Origin of the sequence: Hymenobacter qilianensis (genome assembly GCF_014489555.1) — a bacterium.
GTDB classification, from domain to species: Bacteria; Bacteroidota; Bacteroidia; order Cytophagales; family Hymenobacteraceae; genus Hymenobacter; species Hymenobacter qilianensis.
Genome location: NZ_CP060784.1, coordinates 3,001,876 through 3,023,292 on the forward strand (window position 1 = coordinate 3,001,876; position 21,417 = coordinate 3,023,292).

The following is a 21,417-nucleotide window of genomic DNA, read 5'->3' on the forward strand; positions in this document are numbered from 1 at the left end:
TGCAGAGTGGTAGCGAAGCATGACGTTCTTGTTTATTTCAACTTGCTTATGCCAACGGTTTCACGTATTTCGCTTTGGGCGAAAGTAAAGCCCGGCGTACCCAAGCGCCATTTTCCTCGGCAGCACGACGCACGGCTAAGCGTTCCGCGTTGCAGGGACCGTCGCCGTTGATTACGCGCTTAAAGTCTTCCCAGTCAGGCTCGGTGAATTCCCACACGCCATCTTCGTTTTTGCGCAGTTTAGCATCGGGCACCGTAAGTCCTAGTTCCCAAATTTTAGGTACGTACATATCGAGGAATTGCTGGCGGCAATGGTCGTTGGAGGCCATTTTTACCTTCCAGCGCATCAGAATCTCAGTGTGCACACTCATCTTATCCGAAGGACCGAAGAAGGTCATAATCGGCGGCCACCAACGGTTCAGCGCTTCCTGAATCATGCGGCGCTGGGTAAGGGTACCGGTAGCCAAGTGTACTACGGCATCGTGGCCATACTTTAGATGGAAGCTCTCTTCGGCGCAAATCCGCTCCAGAGCCCGGCAATAGGGGCCGTAACTGCCTTTGGCATTCGCCATCTGGTTAACGATAGCACCAGCATCAATCAGCCAGGAAATAACGTTGGAATCGGCCCAGGTGAAGGCGGGGTAGTTGAAGACGTTGGAATACTTGCTCTTGCCATTAATCAGGTCAGAAAGCATCTGCTCGCGGGTTTTGCCCAATGTCTCAGCCGCCGAATATAGCAGTTGCGCGTGGCCGACTTCGTCCTGCACTTTGGCCATCTGCGCCATCTTGCGACGGAAGCCCGGAGCCCGCGTAATCCAGGTGCCTTCGGGCAAGGAGCCGATGATTTCGGAGTGCGCATGCTGCTCAATCATACGGATGAGCTGCTTGCGGTACAAGGCCGGCATCCAGTCGCGGGGCTCGATTTTTTCGCCGCGGGCAATGCGCGCCTCAAACTCAGCCAACAGGATTGGATCTTCGTTTTCGAGGCCGGTAGTGGCGCTGACCGGAATATCGTGGGTGCTTGCGGAGCCGTACATAAGGGTGGGATTATGAGGGTGGAATGCTAAGATTTAGGAGTTAGCCAGACCAAGCAACAACTGGTCGGCCAAGCGATGCGCAATTTCACTGGGGGGCAATTTGCCGTCAGGTTTGTACCAAGAAGGCAGCCAATTCAGGCTGGCCAGTAGAGTGAGCGTTGCAAAAGCGACATCAGGCGTGCGCAGGTCGTTTTGCTCAATGCCCCGCTGAATTAAAAGCCGAAAGCCGGCTTCATATCGCTCGCGTAAAGCCAAAAACTCGGTGCGGGCGGGTTCGCTCAGGTGGCGCCACTCGTGCAAAAACACCGCGGAGGCAGCTACATCCTGCGTCAGGACTCGCACATGGCTTTCAATGGCCCGACGCAATTGCACAGCAGCCGGCTCGGCCGCATCGTGGGTAGCGGCGGCAAAGCCAGCAAAAAAGTCGTCGGCCAAGCGGAAGCAGATACGGTGCAGTAACTCCTGCTTGGACTTGATATGTGAATACAAGCTACCTGCCTCCAAGCCTAAGGCCTCCGCTAGCTCACGCATACTAGTGGCTGCAAAGCCCCGCGTCCGAAACAGGGCCGTAGCCGTCTGGTCGATTTGGGCTTTCCGCGAAAGGGTAGGGGCAGTGGCTTCCATATTCTAGTAAACAAAGCTAAGGTTCCTAACGTTCGTTAGCAAGCAGAAGTTGCGTTTAGTATAGTGCTGCAAATCACCGCATAACCGCGATCCTGCTCAACGGTAGCTCTCTTGAGCAAAATGCTGCCAACGCCAGCCCAAAACCTCACGTACCTTTGCACCTATGAGCGACATTACACCTCTCGATAAAGTCGGTGAGTTCGGCCTTATCCGCCGCATCCAAGAAACCATCACCCTGCGCCAGCCTAGCACCACGCTCGGCATCGGCGACGACGCCGCTATCCTGACACCCGCTGCCCAACACGACATCGTGGTGAGCACCGACCTGCTGGTGGAAGGCGTCCACTTCGACCTTACATTTTGCCCCCTGAAGCACGTGGGCTACAAAGCCGTTGCCGTCAACGTGTCGGATATTGCCGCCATGAATGCTCTGCCCACGCAAATCGTGGTGGGCCTCGCCATCGGCAGCCGTTACTCCGTGGAGGCCATTGAGGAGCTATACGAAGGCATGCGCTTAGCCTGCGAGGCGTATAACGTAGATCTAGTAGGCGGCGACACCACCGCCAGCCGCGGCGGCCTCACCATCAGCATCACGGCCATGGGCCAAATAGAAACCGGCCGCGCCGTGCGTCGCAGCGGCGCCCAGCCCAACGACCTCATCTGCGTAACCGGCGACCTCGGGGGGCTTTTTTGGGCCTGCAAGTGCTCGAACGCGAAAAAGCCGCCTTCCTCGCCGACCCCGAAATGCAGCCCGAGCTAGCCAACTACACCTACGTACTCCAGCGCCAACTCCGCCCCGAAGCCCGCCTGGACATCATCCACGAGCTGCGCGACCTGGGCCTCACACCCACCAGCATGATCGATATTTCCGATGGCCTAGCCTCCGAAATCCTGCACATCTGCACGGCCTCCGGCACTGGTGCTCGCATTTTCTCCGAGAATCTGCCCGCCGCCAACCCCATGCTGGAAGTCGCCAACGAGTTCAACCTCGACCCCATCATGTGTATGCTCAACGGCGGCGAGGACTACGAACTTCTCTTCACGCTGCCCCTGGCCGATCACGCCAAAATCAAAAACCACCCCGATATCACCATCCTCGGCCACATCACGGAGAAAAGCGATGGCGTAAACCTCATCACCAAAGCCGGCCAGCCCGTCCCAATTACTGCGCAAGGGTTCCAACATTTCTAGATCATAGTATCGTGTGAAGTACCAATAAAAAAGCCCCCCAGGCTAGTCTGGGGGGCTTTTTTATTGGTAGAACTCATCTGAAACCTAATCCTCAGGATAAGGCACGTACACGAAATTCGTAAACTCCTCATCCAGCACGAATAAGCAGCAATACTCCTCCGGGTCTTTATACGTCTGTTCAAAAGCCTCAATGCCTTCAGGGCTGATAACGCGTTGCTGCACGAATACATCCAGATACGAGGCGAAGACGTGCCACTCCAGATTCAGCTCGTCGGCATTCACCAAAAGGCCCCCCAACGGCACCTCCTGCCGGGCAAACACGAAAATGGGATACTTCGAAATCTCCCGCTTCCGAATTTGATAAGAAGCTTCTTTCAGCGTATCCGATACCGTGGCGAAGTCCTTGGTGATGGTACCGAGGTATTTGCCGTTCAGTTCGGGGTCGTTAGAGTAATCCATAATACGTAGCAGTCGTTGTTAACATTGTCATCCTGACGAAGGAAGGACCTTATCGCCGATGCAGTCTTGCGTTTTCTGCGGCTGCAAAAAAAGCCAGTCAGAATTATCCGAAGCAATTAGCGCCTCTTTTTTCGCTCGCCTCCAGCCCTTCAACTCCTTTTCGCGCTCAATAGCTGCCTTGCTATCAGAGTATTCTTCAAAATACAACAGATTGTAGCAGAAATAGCGTCCAGCAAAAGTTTGGTTCGTGCCACGATTACTGTAATGCTGCGCCATTCGCTGAAGAAGACTATTCGTGATGCCGATGTACAAAACCGTTTTGGCCGGGTTGGTCGTGATGTACACGTAATACGGCATCGCTAATTGGGTGTAAATGGTTTTGCAGCGACTTGTTCAGGCGTGATAAGGTCCTTCGCAAGCTCAGGATGACAGGCGGTTATTTAATGAAAACTCATCGCAGCTCCAGCGCTACCACATTCTCTACATGATGCGTGTGCGGAAACATATCCACGGGCTGCACACGCGTCACGCGGTACGCAGGGTCTAGTAGCTCCAAATCCCGCGCTTGGGTGGCAGGGTTGCAGCTGACGTACACGATGCGGGGGGCGCGTATTTCGAGCAGACGCTGCACTACATCGGGGTGCATGCCGGCACGGGGCGGGTCGGTGATAATGACGTCGGGGCGACCGTGCTGGGCGGTGAAGTCGGCGGTGAGCACGTCCTTCATGTCGCCAGCAAAGAAGGCCGTATTCGTGATATTGTTGATTTCTGAGTTCACGTAGGCATCCTGCACGGCCTGCTCCACATACTCAACCCCAAGTACCTTGCTAGCCTGACGGGCCACAAAGTTGGCGATGGTGCCGGCGCCGGTGTATAGGTCGTACACCAGCTCGTTGCCAGTTAGCTGGGCAAAGTCGCGGGCTATTTTGTAGAGATTGTATGCCCCCTCAGAGTTGGTCTGGTAGAAAGACTTCGGCCCCACGCGGAAGCGCAGCCCTTCCATTTCCTCGTGAATGTGGGGCTCACCTTTGTAGCACACCACATCCAGGTCGTGGAAAGTCTCGTTACCCTTGTTGTTGAGCACGTAGTTGAGCGAAGTGATTTGGGGAAACTTCGCGTGCAGATAATCCAGCAGGGGTATTAGGGCATCGTGGTGGTAATAGCACTGCAAAATCACCATCAGGTCGCCGGTATTGGCCGTGCGGATGATGAGGTTGCGCAGGAAGCCTTCCTGCGTCACTAGGTTATTGAAGGGCAAATCGTGCTCGTGGGCGTAGTTGCGCACGGCCAACCGGATTTCATTCGAGGGCTCGGGCTGTAACCAGCAGTGCTGCACATCGATGATCTTGTCGAAGCGGGCCGGAGTGTGAAAGCCCAGCACCCGGCGCTCAATCTCCGCGCCCGACTGAATCTGCTCGTTGGTAAGCCAGCCGTTGTGGCTGAAGGTGTATTCGAGCTTGTTGCGGTAGTATGTGCGGGCCGGCGAGTGCTGAATAGGCGCCACGGGGGGCATTTCTACCTTGCCAATGCGCTGCAAGGTGTCCTCTACCTGCTGTTGCTTGTACTGAAGTTGAGTATCGTAGCCCAAATGCTGCCACTTGCAGCCCCCACAGGTGCCAAAGTGCTGGCAGAAAGGCTCCACCCGCAGGTCGGAATACTTGTGGAAACGCGTGGGCACGGCTTCTAGGAAGCTTTTCTTGGCTTTGGTAATGCGCAGATCCACCACGTCGCCGGGCGCTACGCCAGTCACGAAGATGACCAGATTATCATGGCGCACGAGGCATTTGCCCTCGGCTACCATAGTGGTGATTTCTATTTCGCGGAGTCCTTCCGTCTTGAGTTTTTTTGCTGTCGTAGTCACGAGTGCAAAGGTAGGGCAAAGTAGCGGCCTCGCCAGAAGATGAGGCGTATTAGCCAAGCGTAAGGCTTTCGAAAAAGCCCCCGCGGCGCTGCAAAAACCGTAGTTTTGCTTCCGGTGGGCTGCAAAGTCGTAGGCCCACTTCTGCTTGAACAACTGCATATGAAAGATAAAGTAGTGCTCATCACCGGCGGAACCTCAGGCATCGGCCGGGCCTGCGCCGTGGTATTTGGGCAAGCCGGCGCCCGTGTCGTCGTCACGGGCCGCGACGAAGCCAAGCTCGCCGAAACTGCCCAGCAACTCACCCAACTCGGCATTCAGCACCGCACCGTACGCGCCGACGTAGGCGTTGAAGCCGACTCAGCCCGTGCCATCGAGGAAACTATAGCCGCTTTTGGCCGCATCGATGTTCTGATCAATAATGCTGGTATTTCTATGCGGGCCTTGTTTCAGGATGCTGATCTGGAAGTGATTAAGCGACTGATGCAGACCAACTTCTTCGGCACTGTTTTCACCACTAAGTTTGCTCTGCCTCATATTCTGGCCGCTAAAGGCTCCATCGTGGGTATTTCCAGCATCGCCGGTTACCGTGGGTTGCCGGGCCGCACGGGCTATTCCGCCTCCAAATTCGCCATGCAAGGATTCCTGGAAGCCCTACGCACAGAGCTATTGCCCCAAGGTGTGCATGTGCTGGTAGCCTGCCCTGGCTTCACCTCTTCCAACATCCGCCAAACGGCCCTGGCTGCCGACGGATCGGCCCAAGGCGAATCGCCCCGCGACGAAGGCCAGATGATGAGCAGCGAAGAAGTAGCCGGCCACCTGTTGCGCGCCGTGCAGCAGCGCCGCCGCGACCTTGTTCTCACTAGCCAAGGCAAGCTGACCGTTTTCCTGAATAAATGGCTGCCTGGTATTACGGACAAACTGGTGCTCAATCACTTTCGCAAGGAAGAAGGCTCGCCGGTGAGATAAGCATGAAGGATTAACCATCCATAAGACGCTCTGCCTGACCGCCAATTAAAAAAGCCCCCAGTCACCTCTAAGTAGGGGCTGGGGGCTTTTTTATTGTACCAGCATCAAGTCATGGCGTCTGATGTAAGCTGACTGCCCGCGCCATTGAACTTCGTACCAAATGTCGCGCTGGCCTACTACCACCAGCCGGTCGCCGGCGGCTGCGGTGGTTAGCCAAGCAGCTCCAGGGCTAGGAGCCCCCATCAGTGCCGCGGCAGATTTGGACACGATACCCACCTTCTCTGGCCCGAATGTATTCAGGTACACAACCGTTAACCCTAAATATGCAGCGTATACCGCCCACCAGCCAGCGCCCATCTGGCGGTGCCGCACCAAAAGCAGCGTGCCGCCTATAACTGCGCCCACTAATAGTGCCTGTAGAATGCGGTAATAGTACCGTCGAATAGTAATGAGCAGCTGCTGTTGCCAGGTGTTCGAATAGCCAGTAAGCCGATAATTTTGGGCCAGTTCCGTCATTTTGCGCCAGGTCGCCGCTCGAGGCTGATGTGCTTGTGCAAGACTCAGATAATAAAGCGCGGCCGGATAATGATCCAATCCTTCCTGGATGTAAGCCATACGCAGCAGCAAGCGCGTCGAAACCAATTGCTCCTGCCTTAATACCTGTCGGTATAAGGGATAAGCTTGCTGATAAGCCTTAGCTTCAAACAGAGAATCTGCTTTAGCAAGAGCTAAGCTATTCTTTTGGCCCAGAACAGGTTGGCTGTAAAAAGCCCAAAAAAGAAAAAAAAGATACAGCTTTTTTAGCAAAACGTTTGGTGGTTAAGGGGCGGCCCTCTACTTTTGTACCCGCAATCAAGGAAGGCGTTTTCCAGTTGCAAATAAACGATTCTGTAGCTCAGCTGGTAGAGCAATACACTTTTAATGTATGGGTCCTGGGTTCGAATCCCAGCGGGATCACGAAAGCCACTCTTAACCGTGTGGCTTTTTTGTTTCTAATATGTTTCTATATAACCTTATAAGGTTTGGCCTATTTCAGTTAAAGTAATTTGAAACATAGTCTTACATTTTGACCAAATTGTGGTCTTGCAATTCAGGTTGGTAAGACCAGAGTCCGAGTTTATAAGACTATGTTTTAGCTCAAAGCCTAAAGTAGAAACTTTTTCTGCTCTCAGAGCCCACCCCATGGGCTAGGAGAGAGGGCGCAAACCGCCTAAAAAAGCCTGATAGTCTCCCGAAGTAGGCGGCAGCATCACTCCGATCCAGAAAGCTATGCATGCCTCGGCTACGCCGCCGTGCTGGCTATCGAGGAACCGCTGCCTTGCCCTTGTATCTTCTTAGCACCCCACTGGTAGGCCAGGCTCCTCCGTGTCCACTAAGCCGGGCAAAAGCCCGTGCATTTCGCTCCACCCGAAAAAGCGAATCAGTATACTTAGACGGCTCGCCCAACCTGCACTTTCATTTTACTAAGAACCAGACCAAGCAAAAGATCGATGCCATGATTGAACGCTACTTCCGCCTCGGTGGTGTCGCCTTCTATGCCGCTCAATACTGTAAGTCAGAAAGCCAGCAGAAAGCAGCATACATTATTAACGTATACTGCTTCCTGCTGGCTTCTTTACTTTGGAGTACCGCTTACTTACGAATTAATTTTAGGTGAGTTTGAATCTTAGCTCCTTGTAAATGCAAGTAATATTCACCTATTATGCTCATTTGATCTGCGAAATTGAGCTGTAGCAGGGAAGTGGCAGCAGGCAAAATAGCCTTGCCGCTACTCACCTTCGACCCGGTGGAAGACACTAATGTATAGGTAATCTCACCCTGGAAAGCTTCTGGCAATTCCACAGTAAAATGCCCATCAGATGAGGGATTTGGATACACATTTACTAGGGAGGTTGAAAAACTTAATTCCTTTTCTTTAAGAGTAGTGGAGGTAGTAGAAGCCGTTAGAGCAGTCTGATCAGTGACGGTGAAGTTGACAGTGAGCGCGGTTCCCGCCGTGCCGGCCCCATTGCTTTGTGTGTAGGGGGTGCCTTTGAGCGAGTAGCTACCGACGGGTGGGGTCCAGGGGTGGTAATTATAGCCCGTCGTAGGGAAAAGGGCATAGGGCGCATTTGGATCGCTCTCACTCTCGGTCAGGTTGACGGCACCACTTAAGACAAACACCACACTCCCTACCACCGTCGGGTTGGTATTGGCCCGTATGTTGAGGTTTTTGGTGGGCAGGGTGGCCAAGTTCAGGACATCGCCCGCGACCAAGTCGCGAATGGGCAGGTCCGTGTCCGCATTGATAAGTGTGAAGCTCGTTACTTGCTGACCTGCTGGGGTGGTCGTGGTGGAGTTGACGGTAACGACGACCTGATCAGCAGCGCTAGCCTTGCCTAGGTTATCGGTGACCACCAGGGCAAAGGTGTAAGTGCCCGCCACCAAGCCACTGGCGGTGAGCGAGGCGGTGTTGGCGCCACTGAGCGTGGCCGTGCTGGGCGTGGTACCCACCTGGCTCCAGCTGTAGCCGGCAATCGAGCCATCATCCGTGCCCGAGCCGGTGAGCACCACGCTGTTGGTGGGCAGGGTGATGGTCTTGTCCGCGCCGGCATTGGCCACGGGCGCCGGGTTGGTGGGCGTGGTGGAGCTCACGCTGTAGACCTCGATGGCCGAGACCTTGGCGTTGTCCACCCCGCCCTCGCTGGCCAGGGCGCTGAAGGCGAGGTTGAGCGTGCCATCGGCGGCCGTCACGGTGAAGGTTTCGCTGATGGCCTTGAAGTTGCCCCCCGCCTTTTGGAAGATGTCGTAGTTGTCGAGCACTTTGCTGCCTTCCGCGCTCACATCGAAGACGCGCAGCCCGGAGCCCCATTTGTCGATCTCGGCGAAGTGCAGCACCACCCGGTACTGCTGGCCACTGGTGACAGGGAAGGCATAGGAGAAGGGGTTGCCGTAGCGCTCGCTCTGATACAGGCCATCGTCACTGGTGTTGGCGATGGCGGTGCTGGTCGTGTACGAGTTGCCCGGGGTAGGCGCGAAGCTGTTATCGGCGGCAAACGTGCCCAGCGAGGTGGTCAGTTGCCCTCCACCCGCATTCACCCGGTATAGCGCCGTGCCCGCGGGGGCGGCGTGGTCGTCGCCGGATTCACGGTAACGGTAACTTGATCGGCGGCACTAGCTTTGTCCAGGTTATCGGTGACCGTTAGGCTGAACACATAGCTACCCGATACCAGGCTGCTCGCCGTCAAATTGGCCGTGTTGACCCCACTGAGTGTGGCCGTGCTAGGGCCACTGGCCTGAGTCCAAGCGTAGGACTTGATGGAGCCATCATCCGTGCCCGAGCCGGTAAGCACCACGCTGTTGGTGGGCAGGGTGATGGTCTTGTCCGCGCCGGCATTGGCCACGGGCGCCGGGTTGGTGGGCGTGGTGGAGCTCACGCTGTAGACCTCGATGGCCGAGACCTTGGCGTTGTCCACCCCGCCCTCGCTGGCCAGGGCGCTGAAGGCGAGGTTGAGCGTGCCATCGGCGGCCGTCACGGTGAAGGTTTCGCTGATGGCCTTGAAGTTGCCCCCGCCTTTTGGAAGATGTCGTAGTTGTCGAGCACTTTGCTGCCTTCCGCGCTCACATCGAAGACGCGCAGCCCGGAGCCCCATTTGTCGATCTCGGCGAAGTGCAGCACCACCCGGTACTGCTGGCCACTGGTGACAGGGAAGGCATAGGAGAAGGGGTTGCCGTAGCGCTCGCTCTGATACAGGCCATCGTCACTGGTGTTGGCGATGGCGGTGCTGGTCGTGTACGAGTTGCCCGGCGTGGGCGCGAAGCTGTTATCGGCGGCAAACGTGCCCAGCGAGGTGGTCAGTTGCCCTCCACCCGCATTCACCCGGTATAGCGCCGTGCCCGCGGGGGCGGCGTGGTCGTCGCCGGATTCACGGTAACGGTAACTTGATCGGCGGCACTAGCTTTGTCCAGGTTATCGGTGACCGTTAGGCTGAACACATAGCTACCCGATACCAGGCTGCTCGCCGTCAAATTGGCCGTGTTGACCCCACTGAGTGTGGCCGTGCTAGGGCCACTGGCCTGAGTCCAAGCGTAGGACTTGATGGAGCCATCATCCGTGCCCGAGCCCGTGAGCACGACACTGTTGGTGGGCAAAGTAATAGTCTTGTCTGGGCCAGCATTAGCCACCGGGGCTGGATTGGTGGGTGTGGTGGTGGAGTTGACGGTAACGACGACCTGATCAGCAGCGCTAGCCTTGCCTAGGTTATCGGTGACCACCAGGGCAAAGGTGTAAGTGCCCGCCACCAAGCCACTGGCGGTGAGCGAGGCGGTGTTGGCGCCACTGAGCGTGGCCGTGCTGGGCGTGGTACCCACCTGGCTCCAGCTGTAGCCGGCAATCGAGCCATCATCCGTGCCCGAGCCGGTGAGCACCACGCTGTTGGTGGGCAGGGTGATGGTCTTGTCCGCGCCGGCATTGGCCACGGGCGCCGGGTTGGTGGGCGTGGTGGAGCTCACGCTGTAGACCTCGATGGCCGAGACCTTGGCGTTGTCCACCCCGCCCTCGCTGGCCAGGGCGCTGAAGGCGAGGTTGAGCGTGCCATCGGCGGCCGTCACGGTGAAGGTTTCGCTGATGGCCTTGAAGTTGCCCCCGCCTTTTGGAAGATGTCGTAGTTGTCGAGCACTTTGCTGCCTTCCGCGCTCACATCGAAGACGCGCAGCCCGGAGCCCCATTTGTCGATCTCGGCGAAGTGCAGCACCACCCGGTACTGCTGGCCACTGGTGACAGGGAAGGCATAGGAGAAGGGGTTGCCGTAGCGCTCGCTCTGGTAGAGCGCATCGTCACTGGTGTTGGCGATGGCGGTGCTGGTCGTGTACGAGTTGCCCGGGGTAGGCGCGAAGCTGTTATCGGCGGCAAACGTGCCCAGCGAGGTGGTCAGTTGCCCTCCACCCGCATTCACCCGGTATAGCGCCGTGCCCGCGGGGGCGGCGTGGTCGTCGCCGGATTCACGGTAACGGTAACTTGATCGGCGGCACTAGCTTTGTCCAGGTTATCGGTGACCGTTAGGCTGAACACATAGCTACCCGATACCAGGCTGCTCGCCGTCAAATTGGCCGTGTTGACCCCACTGAGTGTGGCCGTGCTAGGGCCACTGGCCTGAGTCCAAGCGTAGGACTTGATGGAGCCATCATCCGTGCCCGAGCCGGTAAGCACCACGCTGTTGGTGGGCAGGGTGATGGTCTTGTCCGCGCCGGCATTGGCCACGGGCGCCGGGTTGGTGGGCGTGGTGGAGCTCACGCTGTAGACCTCGATGGCCGAGACCTTGGCGTTGTCCACCCCGCCCTCGCTGGCCAGGGCGCTGAAGGCGAGGTTGAGCGTGCCATCGGCGGCCGTCACGGTGAAGGTTTCGCTGATGGCCTTGAAGTTGCCCCCCGCCTTTTGGAAGATGTCGTAGTTGTCGAGCACTTTGCTGCCTTCCGCGCTCACATCGAAGACGCGCAGCCCGGAGCCCCATTTGTCGATCTCGGCGAAGTGCAGCACCACCCGGTACTGCTGGCCACTGGTGACAGGGAAGGCATAGGAGAAGGGGTTGCCGTAGCGCTCGCTCTGGTAGAGCGCATCGTCACTGGTGTTGGCGATGGCGGTGCTGGTCGTGTACGAGTTGCCCGGGGTAGGCGCGAAGCTGTTATCGGCGGCAAACGTGCCCAGCGAGGTGGTCAGTTGCCCTCCACCCGCATTCACCCGGTATAGCGCCGTCCCCGCGGGGGGCGGCGTATCATTGGTAATGGTTACTTGGAACGTATCTTCGACAAACAAGCCATCCGCGTCAGTTGCCCTAATGGTCACGTTTGCGGAGCTTATGGCATTCGGAGCGTACGTTAGCGTTAGGGTAGTTCCGCTGAGGGAGGTAGAAACTACGTTCGGATCTGAGTTAGCGGTGACCGTTAGTTTAAGGTTGGCGGCACCGCCGTTATCAGCAAAAACAGTAGCTAGGTTGAGCTGCGTGGGGGGCTATTTTTAGGTACTGTAACATCCGCGATAGGAGAACTGACCGTCGGAGCAGAAGTCGTGGGGGTATCATTTACCCCTGATGCCCACTGCACCAAACGCTGCGCGAACAGTTTGTTATCTACGCGGCTAAGTTGCGTACCTGGGCCCGCATTCCAGAAGGCATTGCGGTCAAAAAAGCCTAGGACCCGCCCTTGGCCTACTTTTGCGGATGAAATAGCGGCATCAGCAGGAGTAACGGCACCATCCAAGCTGTTGAGTTTAGCACAGCAGGCTGGCATATAGGCCAGAATGGTAGCAGGAGCGCTTGTACGAATAGGGCTGGCTCCTTCTGCCTCAATCGTTAAGCCGCTGGTTTTATTAAATCCATTAATGTAGTGGTCAGTTGTCCACTGCGTTAAACTAAATGTCGTCACCCCATTATCACGCAAGAACTGCATGCCAAACTGTTGGGTGAGGTCGTTGTCACTTAAGGAGCCCTGCGTGCTATTGATGCCCCTCCAAATGCTCCATCAGACCAGGCTACTAAGCCACCACCCGCATTCACCCAGGTAGCAACGGCCGCTTTTTCGGCGTCAGTAAAGCGGCGATTATTAGAGCTTAAGATCAATACTTTGTATTGGTTCAGCGTAGTAGCATTTAAGGTGATACTAGCATCAAGCGCTTCTGTTGTCACCATGCCAACATCCTTTAACGCCTGATTGAATTGCGACATGCCTGTTGTGCCGGTGTCTGAGAGTTTCATATCTACCTCGGCAGGCGGAATACTACCATAGAGGTAGAGCACCTTTACTGCAGCTGCGGACCCTGAAACCGTTAGAGACACGGGCAAGGTAGCATTAGGGTACCCTGGTGCGGTAGCGGTAATCGTAGCGGAGTAGTTACCAGCCGATAAGCTCGTTGTGTTCACTGTCAGCGTGACCTCACTGCCTCCTAACAAGTCTAGAGTGCCTGTGGCCGGGCTTACTGTAAGCCATGGGGGGAGCTGGTTTGTGGCGATACTATAAGTAGGCGCGCCACTCAGTGACCACAGCAATACCTCTTTGCTAGTCGTAGACCCTTGCGTAGCCGTTAACTGTACCTGGGCAGGCGAGAAGCCTATTTTATAGTTAGGCGTGCGGGGAAAGTGCCGCTTACGGGCGGTCGTTTGCGGGTTAGTGCGGGCGTTGAGGGAGCCGTTCGAGACAAATAGCTCTTCCCCGATTACTTCAGCGCTGGGGCCAAACAAATTAACGGGAAGCGGCGCCTGTTCAGTCCAAGTGTCCGTTGTTGGGTCATATGTGGTGATCGTATTTAAAATATTATTATTCAGTGACACACCACCCACCAACGTTATCTTCCCATCGGCCACAAAGGTGGCCGATTCACTGTGGGAGCGGGCATAAGGCAATGCCTTCAGGTCGGACCACGTGTTCGTGGCTGGATCATAAACATTTGCCGCACTGACGTCTAGGACGGGCCCATCATGGCCAGTCTGGCCTCCTAGGGCATATATTTTGCCGGCCACGACCGCGCTAGCAAAGTGGCAGCGCGGCAGTGGCATAGGGGCAGCGTTACTCCAGCCCGCCGCGAGGTTATCTAAGTCCAGCACATAGTGGGCGGCATTGCCTGTTTGACGGTCGGGCATCATACCCCCGAACGAGTGCAGTTTACGCCCGACCCGAACGAGTGCATTCCCACCCATTACAGCTGGCAACTTGGGCCCGCTACTCCAGGTGTTGGTGCTTACATCATAGATCTGCAGCGCGTCCGTGTTAGGCTTGCCTGCCTCCAATCCTGTAAAGCCACCAGCTACGTATATCTTGTTCCCATCAGTGGCAACACCTGCGTGGGTGACCGGAAGAGGCATATCAGCTAGATACGTCCACGTGTTAGTTGCTGGGTCGTACGACTCACACTTGGGGGTAGTTCCTGTTTCGGCCGTAAAGAAGCCGGACATAACTTGCATTTTGTTGGCCACCGAAACACTGACACCAACCCATTTAGGGGTGTTAGAAGGGGCAATGGTCACCCAATCGGTTGTTTGCGTATTGGCGGTAACATAGAGAAAATCCCAGGTTGCTGTGAAGGGCGTGGCCCCCGGGAAGTCGCGATAACACCCACCGCATAGGCTTTGCCAGTCTGCAGCGCGCTTAAAAGCGCCCCGCTTACCTGAATAGGATTGCCTAGGTTAGTGGTTGCCCCCCCATTGATTGCATACTTGGGCTGCACTGCGCCAGTAGTAGGGTTAACAGCAAAAAAGAAGTCTAGAGTGGAACTAGGGATGCCACCGGGTATGGGAAAGGTAGTAGTAACAGGAGTTCCCGCATTTTCATAGACTACTTCGAGCCCACCAGTACCGTTATTGGCAGTAAGCGCTATTTTCAAGTAGTTATCTTGATCCCCGTTGCTGAGGTAAATGCCTTGTGACTGAAAATTTTGAGGCGTCTTATTATTAAAAAAAGGCCCTAGCAGTCGTCCCTGCACCGTGAAAGGAGTTGTTGAAGCCTTCACACCAAATTGGAACGCATTTTCCTGGGTATTTAAGGCTCCCAGTGCATCGCCAGGCGTCGTATTTACTATTGAAAAGGCCCCTACAGCACCCCGGCAATGAGATTATTTTCATCGTATAGCTCCGTATAAATGGTAGTCTTATTACTAAGCAAGCCTGTAAAGCCCACGCCGAAAAGTCCAGTTCCAGGGCTGTTGTTAAATAAGTCGTACTTAATGGGAAGGGCAGTAGTCAGCCCATTATCTTTATCTAAAGGAAAAAAATCGATGTTATCTGCAATAGCATCGTTATCATCATCTACATCATTTAAATCAGAGACGTAATCGCCGTCAGCATCAGGGGGCATACTGGAGGCTGAACAAGGCTGGGTAGCGTTGTCAATCTCGTCTGCATTCGTATAACGGTCTAGGTCATCGTCGTTGCTATCGTATTTGCCCGTGCAAACCAAAAAGTCCTGGGGCTCAAATATGGTAATAGAATTGGATCCATAGGTAATAGCCCATACTGAGCCGGGAAAGACATCATTATCACCCTGGGCAACAATATCTAAAGGGGTGGAGCCAAAACCGGAAGCAAAGGGTAGATCTTCATTTAATTTATTGGTCGTATTCCGGGGGTTCGTTACGTCGGTGCCATCGGCCGTCAGGGCGATTTTAACGATGTTACCATCGAAGCTGCAGGCGAGCAAGCTGCCTTGCAGGGCTCCTCCAAAATTGGAAGCGGTATACTCCGCCATTCCATTCGTTGAGGCGGTAAAAGTTAGCAGGTCTTTGCTCTGCGTACTTCCGGGCATTTTAAAATCACCTTCTATAGGATTGGCGGTTGCCACAGGTGGCCAGTCAGCAGGCAAGGGTGGCGTCCCGGTTTTGCTGGTACGCCACACACCCGAGGTACCATTATGGGTATAGAGTCCAGCACCACTAGGGTTAGCTCTAGTTGGATTAGGGTGACCACCATAGTAGCTGCCCGGCGTATAGGTGTCCAGGTTGCCGATATAGTCTAAGTTATCGAGATTATTGACCTGCGCTTCAGTAGGCGCTGGACCGGTTGAGCCAGGTTCGCCAACGACGTAGTTATTGTTGGCATTGGCCGTTCCCTCATTCTGTGGATACCCTCCCCACCCCTGGTTAGGACCGTTGTCTATGGTATACATCCGCCGAGACTTAGTAATCACTAAGTCATAAGCATTGCGATAGCCGGGAGAATAGATCTGTACCGGGCCACCGGGTACAATTTTCGCCTGGTTTAGACCGTCGTTGCCCCCAAAAGGATCAAAAGGATCAGAGCCATCCGGATTGTTAGCACGATCCGGGTCATCTAGCGTTGGGAGGTTATATTTATAGGCTGTATTGCCTGTTCCTTGCGTTGGCAAGGCGTCGATGGCGTTAAGATTAACCGAGAGAATAGCGGCTGAAAGCGCATACTCGGGAGTGTAGGCAAAGTTTTTGGATGTACCTCCGGCGTTGGTGTGCCCACCTTGGGCTACATACAAAATATTAGTTTTCTCATCCAACTGCATGCCATTGGATGCATGATTCTCTTCTGATCGTGGTAGTCCACGCACCAAATCCAGCTTGGTCCAGCTAGTGCCACTACGCGTGAGTCTGGAAATAATGCCGGAGTTAGTATCCAAATTAAAATCTCCATCGGGGCCACCGATGCGGCTGTCGCTGGACGTGACATAAATAATTGGAGTAGTCGCTGTGCCCTTAACGAGTATGCCGGTAACCTGTCGGCTAGTAACGCTCGTGTTTAAGCTTCCGTTATCGTTATGATTGGGAATCTGATTGATAATGTTAATTACCTCGGTGCCCGTAACCGAGTAGTCATTGGCTGCATTTCTTTTTATAGTAAAAGCTTGAATAATACCAGCTTGTTGAGCTACGTATAAACGCCCATCTGGCCCAAACTGAAGGGAGGTAGGTTGACCTATTGAGCTACCTTTTAACCCACTTGGGGCGAAGTTATACTGAGCATTCGCAAGCATAACCCCTGCGATATCGATGGGAGGCAGTTTAGCTCCTTTCTTTCTTTCTTTTTGAGCTAGTAAACTTGAGGGGTAAACGCTACATAGAATTATACCTATAATGGCAAGCCAACACGAGTATCTCCTCCCGACATACTGCTTAGCATAAAGTAGGTGCTGATCCATAGTAAGTGATTTTGAAAAAACTGAAAAACCTGAGATCAACCACCCTTATTTCGGGCACAAGTGGTTGAAAATCAATAAATAATAAAAAGGTGCGTTGAGCGCAAGCTATCCTAAGGCCGCAAAGGCCGGTTGGATAACGTGAGGAGTTTGAGTGTGAGGGTTGTGAGGTTGGTAGTGCGCCCCCATCAGGCTAAAGGCAATAGCCTAGGCTTTGACTTCAATGGTGGGTAAGTACAACCACAGTTAACCTTGAAAGCCTGCTTGCTTCTAAGTGATCCGCTCGTGATCAGGGCTAGCTGGAACATTACTAATACCCTGGTAGCTGAGGCAGTACCAATCAGCCTTAGTAGGCTAGTAGGCATTGGGCTGGCGGCCCAACCATAGGCCGAGCGTGCGGGCGATGATATGCACATCCAGCAGTAGAGACCAATTTTGCAGATACCACAGGTCAGCCTTGACGCGGTTTTCCATGGCGATCAGTTCCTTTGTTTCGCCTCGGTATCCATTGACTTGTGCCCAGCCTGTGATACCTGGACAAACGCAGTGGCGCAACATAAAGTAATCAATAGCTTGAGCATAAACTTCTGTCTGTCGCAGCATATGAGGCCGGGGGCCAACAACAGACATATCTCCGCGTAACACATTAATAAACTGAGGCAATTCATCAAGATTGTTGCGTCGCATAAAGGCCCCAACGCGCGTTACGCGCGGGTCGTTAGGGCAGGCCTGCCGCAGGTCGGCTTCGGTATTGAGACGCATGCTGCGAAATTTCAAGCAGTAAAATGGCTTGCCATTGCAGCCTGTACGTAGCTGTTTAAAGAAGACAGGGCCCCGTGACTCAAGCCGAATTAGTAAGGCTAGGAGCGGAGCCAGCCAACTCAGTACGAGTAGAACGGCGATTAAAGCTACTAGAATATCAAAGGTGCGTTTAAGGCCGTGATTGACGATAACTGGAGTATGAGGTACATTAGAAGCTAGTTCATACTCGATGATTTTCGTCTTGGGCGTAGTATAGGAGTGTATCATCTGCTGTTTATATTTTGTTACTTGACGATTACCATATTCCTTTAATTCATAGGCCTTCTTAGCTATACTTCCCAAAGTCCTAAAACAAGTGTAAAAACCCTGCAAAATTCTACTTTTAGACTTATCTCATATTTTTTATGAACATAGTAATAAATGTCCGCTTTTCTGAAGATTAAATCAAAAAAAATCTTCGAATATAAACAGATGAGCTAAAGCTAGCTCATCTGTTTATATTCGAAGATTTTTTAGTATATCACAGATACCCTAATTGAAAGAGCTTAACTTTCAGTTATATACACGGATTATAAATAGGATTCCTTAAATGTTTTTCTATCTAGAAAGGTGGGTACCACAGGTAAAACTTACTAGGAATGGATGATAGGTTCTGCCCAAGAAATCATGAATCACAGGTCATGACGCCCTTCACGCTATTCATTGGGAGGAGAAAAAACTCCCAGCGCGTACGGGTGTGGCAAGCTATGTATCCCCAATTTGCTGAATCAAAGTGCCCTTATCACATTAGTTAAGTAAGGATACCTACTCGCCTGAGGGACAGAGCACATGGTAGGGTACGTACGCTAAAGAGCCAGAATCAAGCAAGCTGGATACACTACATGAAGCTCTCAAGGAACATGATTTATCAGCCTTTTGCTTAAGGCCCGCCTCACGCTGAAATAATTAGTCTAACTGTATTGTGTTTATTGCCTGCTGGCGTCTCATTAGCTCATGACACATAACCCTCACATAGAAAGCAAATGCTTCCCTCGCGACTATTCGTAGGCTGTTAGCTTAAAGCCTACGTTTACGGGAGTTGTCCTTTAAGCTAGCAATTCTGCTTCAAGGATGTAATCTATAAATCGAAACCTGACTTTTACAGAACTACCTATGATTCTTATAGGGAGTAATAATGCTCCTATCTGTCTAATGCAGCTAAGTAGCGTACCCCCCATAATGCCTTTATGAGTTTACCTAGTTCTTGCGGACTTGTTTCTTATAGTCCTGGCGTAACGCTTCCATTTGTAGTGAGATGGCTTCGAGTTGCTGGACAAGCAGGCCAGCCTGCTTTCCATAGGAGGTTTGTGGGTTGGTCCAAGTGATGAATTGCTTTAACTCCTCTTTTGCGAATCGCATTAGGGTGCTAGCATTCTCTATAAATTCGTCTTCCGGCTCCATAGAAAAGCAGATATACGTTTTATTGTCTCCAACCTACTACAGACAGAATAAAGGATGGGACCCTTAAGGATGAGGACTGCTTCAATGTCATCATGCCAAAATAAGTTACGTATTCGTTAACTACTGGTTTTTGTAATAGGTAGCCATTCGGCGCTGGCTTAGGATCGCCTAATAATACCCCTAACAGCCTTAAACCACTGTTTTTGGAGTATACTCTTGGGGCGAGCGCGGGATACCCAGGCTGTACGTCACCAGCGCACGGTTGATCTATCATAAAACCACGACGCTACGGCCACAACCCTCAGTGAGAAGCCGATCGGCTACGGGATCCAAGGCCAGCTAGAGGAGCACTACATCGTCATCTATTACCAAAAACGTTGCCCAATCATTAGAAGACCACCTACAGCCTCTTTAGGCCGACCTGCTGGTGCCAGGAGGGACATGGGGGTAGATCTCGTGGTTTTTGTAACAGATGGACATCTCTGACGCCCCTCGGTTCTTTTAGGATCCTTTCTTTAACCGTCTCCAACCTAAAGTCAGCGGGGAGATGCCCAACCGCTACGAGCGGCGCTTAGTTCAATCCACGTTAATGCGCCGCCCCGCAGCACGACGCACGGACGGGAGGCGGGGATAACGATCAGGACCGCCTGAATTTTTATGATTAAGCTTGCGGAGGGGCGCCCCTCGCTTCGGTCTAGGAGCAGGACCCGAATTCAGCAATCGAAAATGCGATGCGTTGGGGCGAAGGTAGCTGCCGGTGCTCCCGCGCTGAAGGGCTATTGGGATGGTCGATCGGGTTCAACGGCGTAGCCGATGCGTCGGCCGGCGACTAGTGGGGGGCATTTAATGTTACCCGAGGAACGTGTTTGACGGGTACTGCTACATGCTTCTTTGATCCGACGACGAAGGATCATCACCCCTGCCTGTGGGCGGCTCAATTCGGTGCGGGCTCTGCCCCGTACCCGTGCCCGCGGAGGACAGGTCCACAAGGTTGTCCGCCCTCGCGCGGTGCCGCCGCTGTTAGTACTATTTGGTCTACGTCACCTTCTGCTTGGTAACGCCCAGGGCACTGGCTACCGCGCTCCCGGGGTGGTAGCCCATGGGAGCCGTGACCGGCACCGCCACCACTGCGTGTGGGGCGAACCTTCCGAGGGCGCACGTACCTTTTGGACCAACCTTTTACCTAAGGCCACACATGCACTGAATTATCAATAAATTAAGCGTTGTATGCCGAAACCTGTAATGAGTTACAAATAAATCTTCGCCGATATCAACAATTGGGGTAAGTTGTTGACTAGCCAATTGCTAATTAACAGACATGTGTAGGTGCCAAGCAATCGTGGAAGAAAACCCTAATGGATCATTACTTCGTTCTTCTTGCTATGCACATCAAGGATAAGGCACTTTCTTCAGCATTAGGATTTCGGCCCGATAGAAGGTTGCCCATTCTGTACTTTAATTCGGCTTTGCCTGGCTGACCTTGCAGAACTTCTGCTCCCATTTCATGATTGTGCCGAAATACCGCCACTTCAAACCCTAGGGGCTCAAGCGTGTTCACAAAGAAAGGTTTCGTCACACCATGTCCCGGCTTATGATGGATTTCGCATTTCAGGCCCCAATACTGTTGGCTGTTTGTTTTGTGAAACCCATGACCCGTAAGTTTATATATGATTAAGCGCCCGTTCCAGAGCAATTTAGCCAGCCCTTTATAATCCCAGGCGCTTAGCTGAGGGTCATGGTCAGTGATTAACAAACCGCCTGGTTTAACTAAGCGAGCGGCTTCTTGCAAGACGACGCTCATATCCTCACAGTGATGTAACGCAGCATTCAAGACCACGTAGTCGGCAAAGCCGGAGATAAAGGGCAAGTTGGTGGCATCAGCTAGCACAGGCAGTTAGCTAACTCTAGTGATTTGGCAGCTACATCAATACCAATAAGTAATTTAGGTTTCGCTTGTAGCGTGGCAAAAATATTACCGGGCCCGCAGCCAATGTCTACTACAATGCTGTCTGCACAGACACCGAGAGCAGCTTCCCAGCGGAGCTTGAATGACTCACTACGGGCAGTAGGTTAAGTAGTCTTCTGCCCATTCAGGATGGTTGAAGTAGTACGCATTCGCTTGGAGATCCGCTGAGGGATTATGAATCGGAAATTCTAAGTACTCTTCCCGTTCAACTACGGTGGCTCCTGAGCGCAAAAAAGGTTGAATTTGAGCAAGCATCATTCCTAGGCATTAAAATGAGACACGGTTCTGCCATTAAGCTTTCACCTGTGGAAGCTTAAACTGGTGGGAATGGGCGAGGGTGGGAGGGCGGCTAGTTAAAAAGCCTACTAAGAAGGCAACTTAGTAGGCATACAGTTAAAGATTGTATACATAAATGATCTGTAATTAATGAGATCATTTGTAGCTAGTCTTAACTTAATTTTTAATCAACTATGAGCATTAGGCTACTCT

At 53.3% G+C, this 21,417-nt stretch carries 19 protein-coding genes, 1 tRNA gene and 1 pseudogene; 3 read left to right on the forward strand and 18 right to left on the reverse strand.

Going from position 1 to position 21,417, the window contains the following annotated elements; translation table 11 throughout:
- Window positions 1-46: 46 nt before the first annotated feature.
- Window positions 47-1,036, reverse strand: coding sequence for a 1,2-phenylacetyl-CoA epoxidase subunit PaaA (paaA, locus tag H9L05_RS13850; RefSeq protein ID WP_187731468.1), 990 nt, complete (start codon window positions 1,034-1,036; stop codon window positions 47-49).
- Window positions 1,037-1,069: 33 nt separating this feature from the next.
- Window positions 1,070-1,660, reverse strand: a complete 591-nt coding sequence (locus H9L05_RS13855) for a TetR/AcrR family transcriptional regulator (RefSeq protein WP_187731469.1) — start codon at window positions 1,658-1,660, stop codon at window positions 1,070-1,072.
- Between the two features lie 163 nt (window positions 1,661-1,823).
- On the opposite strand from H9L05_RS13855, the pseudogene thiL reads away from it, so the two are divergent.
- Window positions 1,824-2,851: pseudogene (thiL, locus tag H9L05_RS13860) on the forward strand (thiamine-phosphate kinase).
- Between the two features lie 84 nt (window positions 2,852-2,935).
- Here the strand turns inward: thiL and H9L05_RS13865 are convergent.
- The 3 genes from H9L05_RS13865 to rlmD form a co-directional block, all read right to left on the reverse strand.
- The gene (locus tag H9L05_RS13865) at window positions 2,936-3,310 is read right to left on the reverse strand and encodes a hypothetical protein (protein WP_187308949.1); all 375 of its coding nucleotides are present in this window, start codon (window positions 3,308-3,310) and stop codon (window positions 2,936-2,938) included.
- Window positions 3,311-3,337: 27 nt separating this feature from the next.
- On the reverse strand, window positions 3,338-3,655 hold the full coding sequence (locus H9L05_RS13870) for a GIY-YIG nuclease family protein (protein ID WP_308422039.1): 318 nt from the start codon (window positions 3,653-3,655) through the stop codon (window positions 3,338-3,340).
- Between the two features lie 106 nt (window positions 3,656-3,761).
- Window positions 3,762-5,111: a 23S rRNA (uracil(1939)-C(5))-methyltransferase RlmD gene (gene rlmD / locus H9L05_RS13875; RefSeq protein WP_187734275.1), complete on the reverse strand. Its 1,350-nt coding sequence runs from the start codon at window positions 5,109-5,111 to the stop codon at window positions 3,762-3,764.
- 219 nt (window positions 5,112-5,330) lie between these two features.
- On the opposite strand from rlmD, the gene H9L05_RS13880 reads away from it, so the two are divergent.
- Window positions 5,331-6,137, forward strand: a complete 807-nt coding sequence (locus tag H9L05_RS13880; protein WP_187731471.1) for an SDR family oxidoreductase — start codon at window positions 5,331-5,333, stop codon at window positions 6,135-6,137.
- Between the two features lie 90 nt (window positions 6,138-6,227).
- Here H9L05_RS13880 and H9L05_RS13885 read toward each other — a convergent pair whose 3' ends face one another.
- Complete coding sequence (locus tag H9L05_RS13885; protein WP_187731472.1) at window positions 6,228-6,752, reverse strand: hypothetical protein; 525 nt, start codon at window positions 6,750-6,752, stop codon at window positions 6,228-6,230.
- Between the two features lie 269 nt (window positions 6,753-7,021).
- Between H9L05_RS13885 and H9L05_RS13890 the strand changes: the two genes are divergently transcribed.
- Window positions 7,022-7,094, forward strand: a tRNA-Lys gene (locus H9L05_RS13890).
- 675 nt (window positions 7,095-7,769) lie between these two features.
- Here H9L05_RS13890 and H9L05_RS13895 read toward each other — a convergent pair.
- The 12 genes from H9L05_RS13895 to H9L05_RS23755 all read right to left on the reverse strand — a co-directional run bounded on the left by H9L05_RS13895 (window position 7,770) and on the right by H9L05_RS23755 (window position 20,850).
- Window positions 7,770-9,215: a malectin domain-containing carbohydrate-binding protein gene (locus H9L05_RS13895; RefSeq protein WP_187731473.1), complete on the reverse strand. Its 1,446-nt coding sequence runs from the start codon at window positions 9,213-9,215 to the stop codon at window positions 7,770-7,772.
- Complete coding sequence (locus tag H9L05_RS13900; RefSeq protein WP_187731474.1) at window positions 9,212-9,652, reverse strand: PKD domain-containing protein; 441 nt, start codon at window positions 9,650-9,652, stop codon at window positions 9,212-9,214. The genes H9L05_RS13895 and H9L05_RS13900 overlap by 4 nt, the downstream gene beginning before the upstream one ends.
- Complete coding sequence (locus H9L05_RS13905) at window positions 9,649-9,996, reverse strand: malectin domain-containing carbohydrate-binding protein (protein WP_187731475.1); 348 nt, start codon at window positions 9,994-9,996, stop codon at window positions 9,649-9,651. The genes H9L05_RS13900 and H9L05_RS13905 overlap by 4 nt, the downstream gene beginning before the upstream one ends.
- The gene (locus H9L05_RS13910; protein ID WP_187731476.1) at window positions 9,993-10,727 is read right to left on the reverse strand and encodes a PKD domain-containing protein; all 735 of its coding nucleotides are present in this window, start codon (window positions 10,725-10,727) and stop codon (window positions 9,993-9,995) included. Before H9L05_RS13910 ends, H9L05_RS13905 begins: the two co-directional genes overlap by 4 nt.
- Window positions 10,724-11,071, reverse strand: a complete 348-nt coding sequence (locus H9L05_RS13915; protein WP_187731477.1) for a malectin domain-containing carbohydrate-binding protein — start codon at window positions 11,069-11,071, stop codon at window positions 10,724-10,726. The genes H9L05_RS13910 and H9L05_RS13915 overlap by 4 nt, the downstream gene beginning before the upstream one ends.
- Entirely contained in the window at window positions 11,068-11,958 is an 891-nt protein-coding gene (locus H9L05_RS13920; RefSeq protein ID WP_187731478.1) for a malectin, read from the reverse strand. The genes H9L05_RS13915 and H9L05_RS13920 overlap by 4 nt, the downstream gene beginning before the upstream one ends.
- A gap of 143 nt (window positions 11,959-12,101) precedes the next feature.
- Window positions 12,102-12,560 (reverse strand): hypothetical protein, encoded by a 459-nt coding sequence (locus H9L05_RS13925; protein WP_187731479.1) that lies wholly within the window; start codon window positions 12,558-12,560, stop codon window positions 12,102-12,104.
- Window positions 12,561-12,589: 29 nt separating this feature from the next.
- Window positions 12,590-14,059: a Kelch repeat-containing protein gene (locus H9L05_RS13930; RefSeq protein WP_187731480.1), complete on the reverse strand. Its 1,470-nt coding sequence runs from the start codon at window positions 14,057-14,059 to the stop codon at window positions 12,590-12,592.
- A gap of 634 nt (window positions 14,060-14,693) precedes the next feature.
- Window positions 14,694-16,598, reverse strand: coding sequence for a hypothetical protein (locus H9L05_RS13935; protein ID WP_187731481.1), 1,905 nt, complete (start codon window positions 16,596-16,598; stop codon window positions 14,694-14,696).
- Window positions 16,599-17,114: 516 nt separating this feature from the next.
- Entirely contained in the window at window positions 17,115-17,894 is a 780-nt protein-coding gene (locus tag H9L05_RS13940) for an exopolysaccharide biosynthesis polyprenyl glycosylphosphotransferase (protein ID WP_223284430.1), read from the reverse strand.
- A gap of 864 nt (window positions 17,895-18,758) precedes the next feature.
- Window positions 18,759-18,962: a hypothetical protein gene (locus tag H9L05_RS13945; protein WP_187731482.1), complete on the reverse strand. Its 204-nt coding sequence runs from the start codon at window positions 18,960-18,962 to the stop codon at window positions 18,759-18,761.
- A gap of 1,363 nt (window positions 18,963-20,325) precedes the next feature.
- Complete coding sequence (locus H9L05_RS23755; protein WP_223284431.1) at window positions 20,326-20,850, reverse strand: class I SAM-dependent methyltransferase; 525 nt, start codon at window positions 20,848-20,850, stop codon at window positions 20,326-20,328.
- Between the last annotated feature and the right edge of the window lie 567 nt (window positions 20,851-21,417).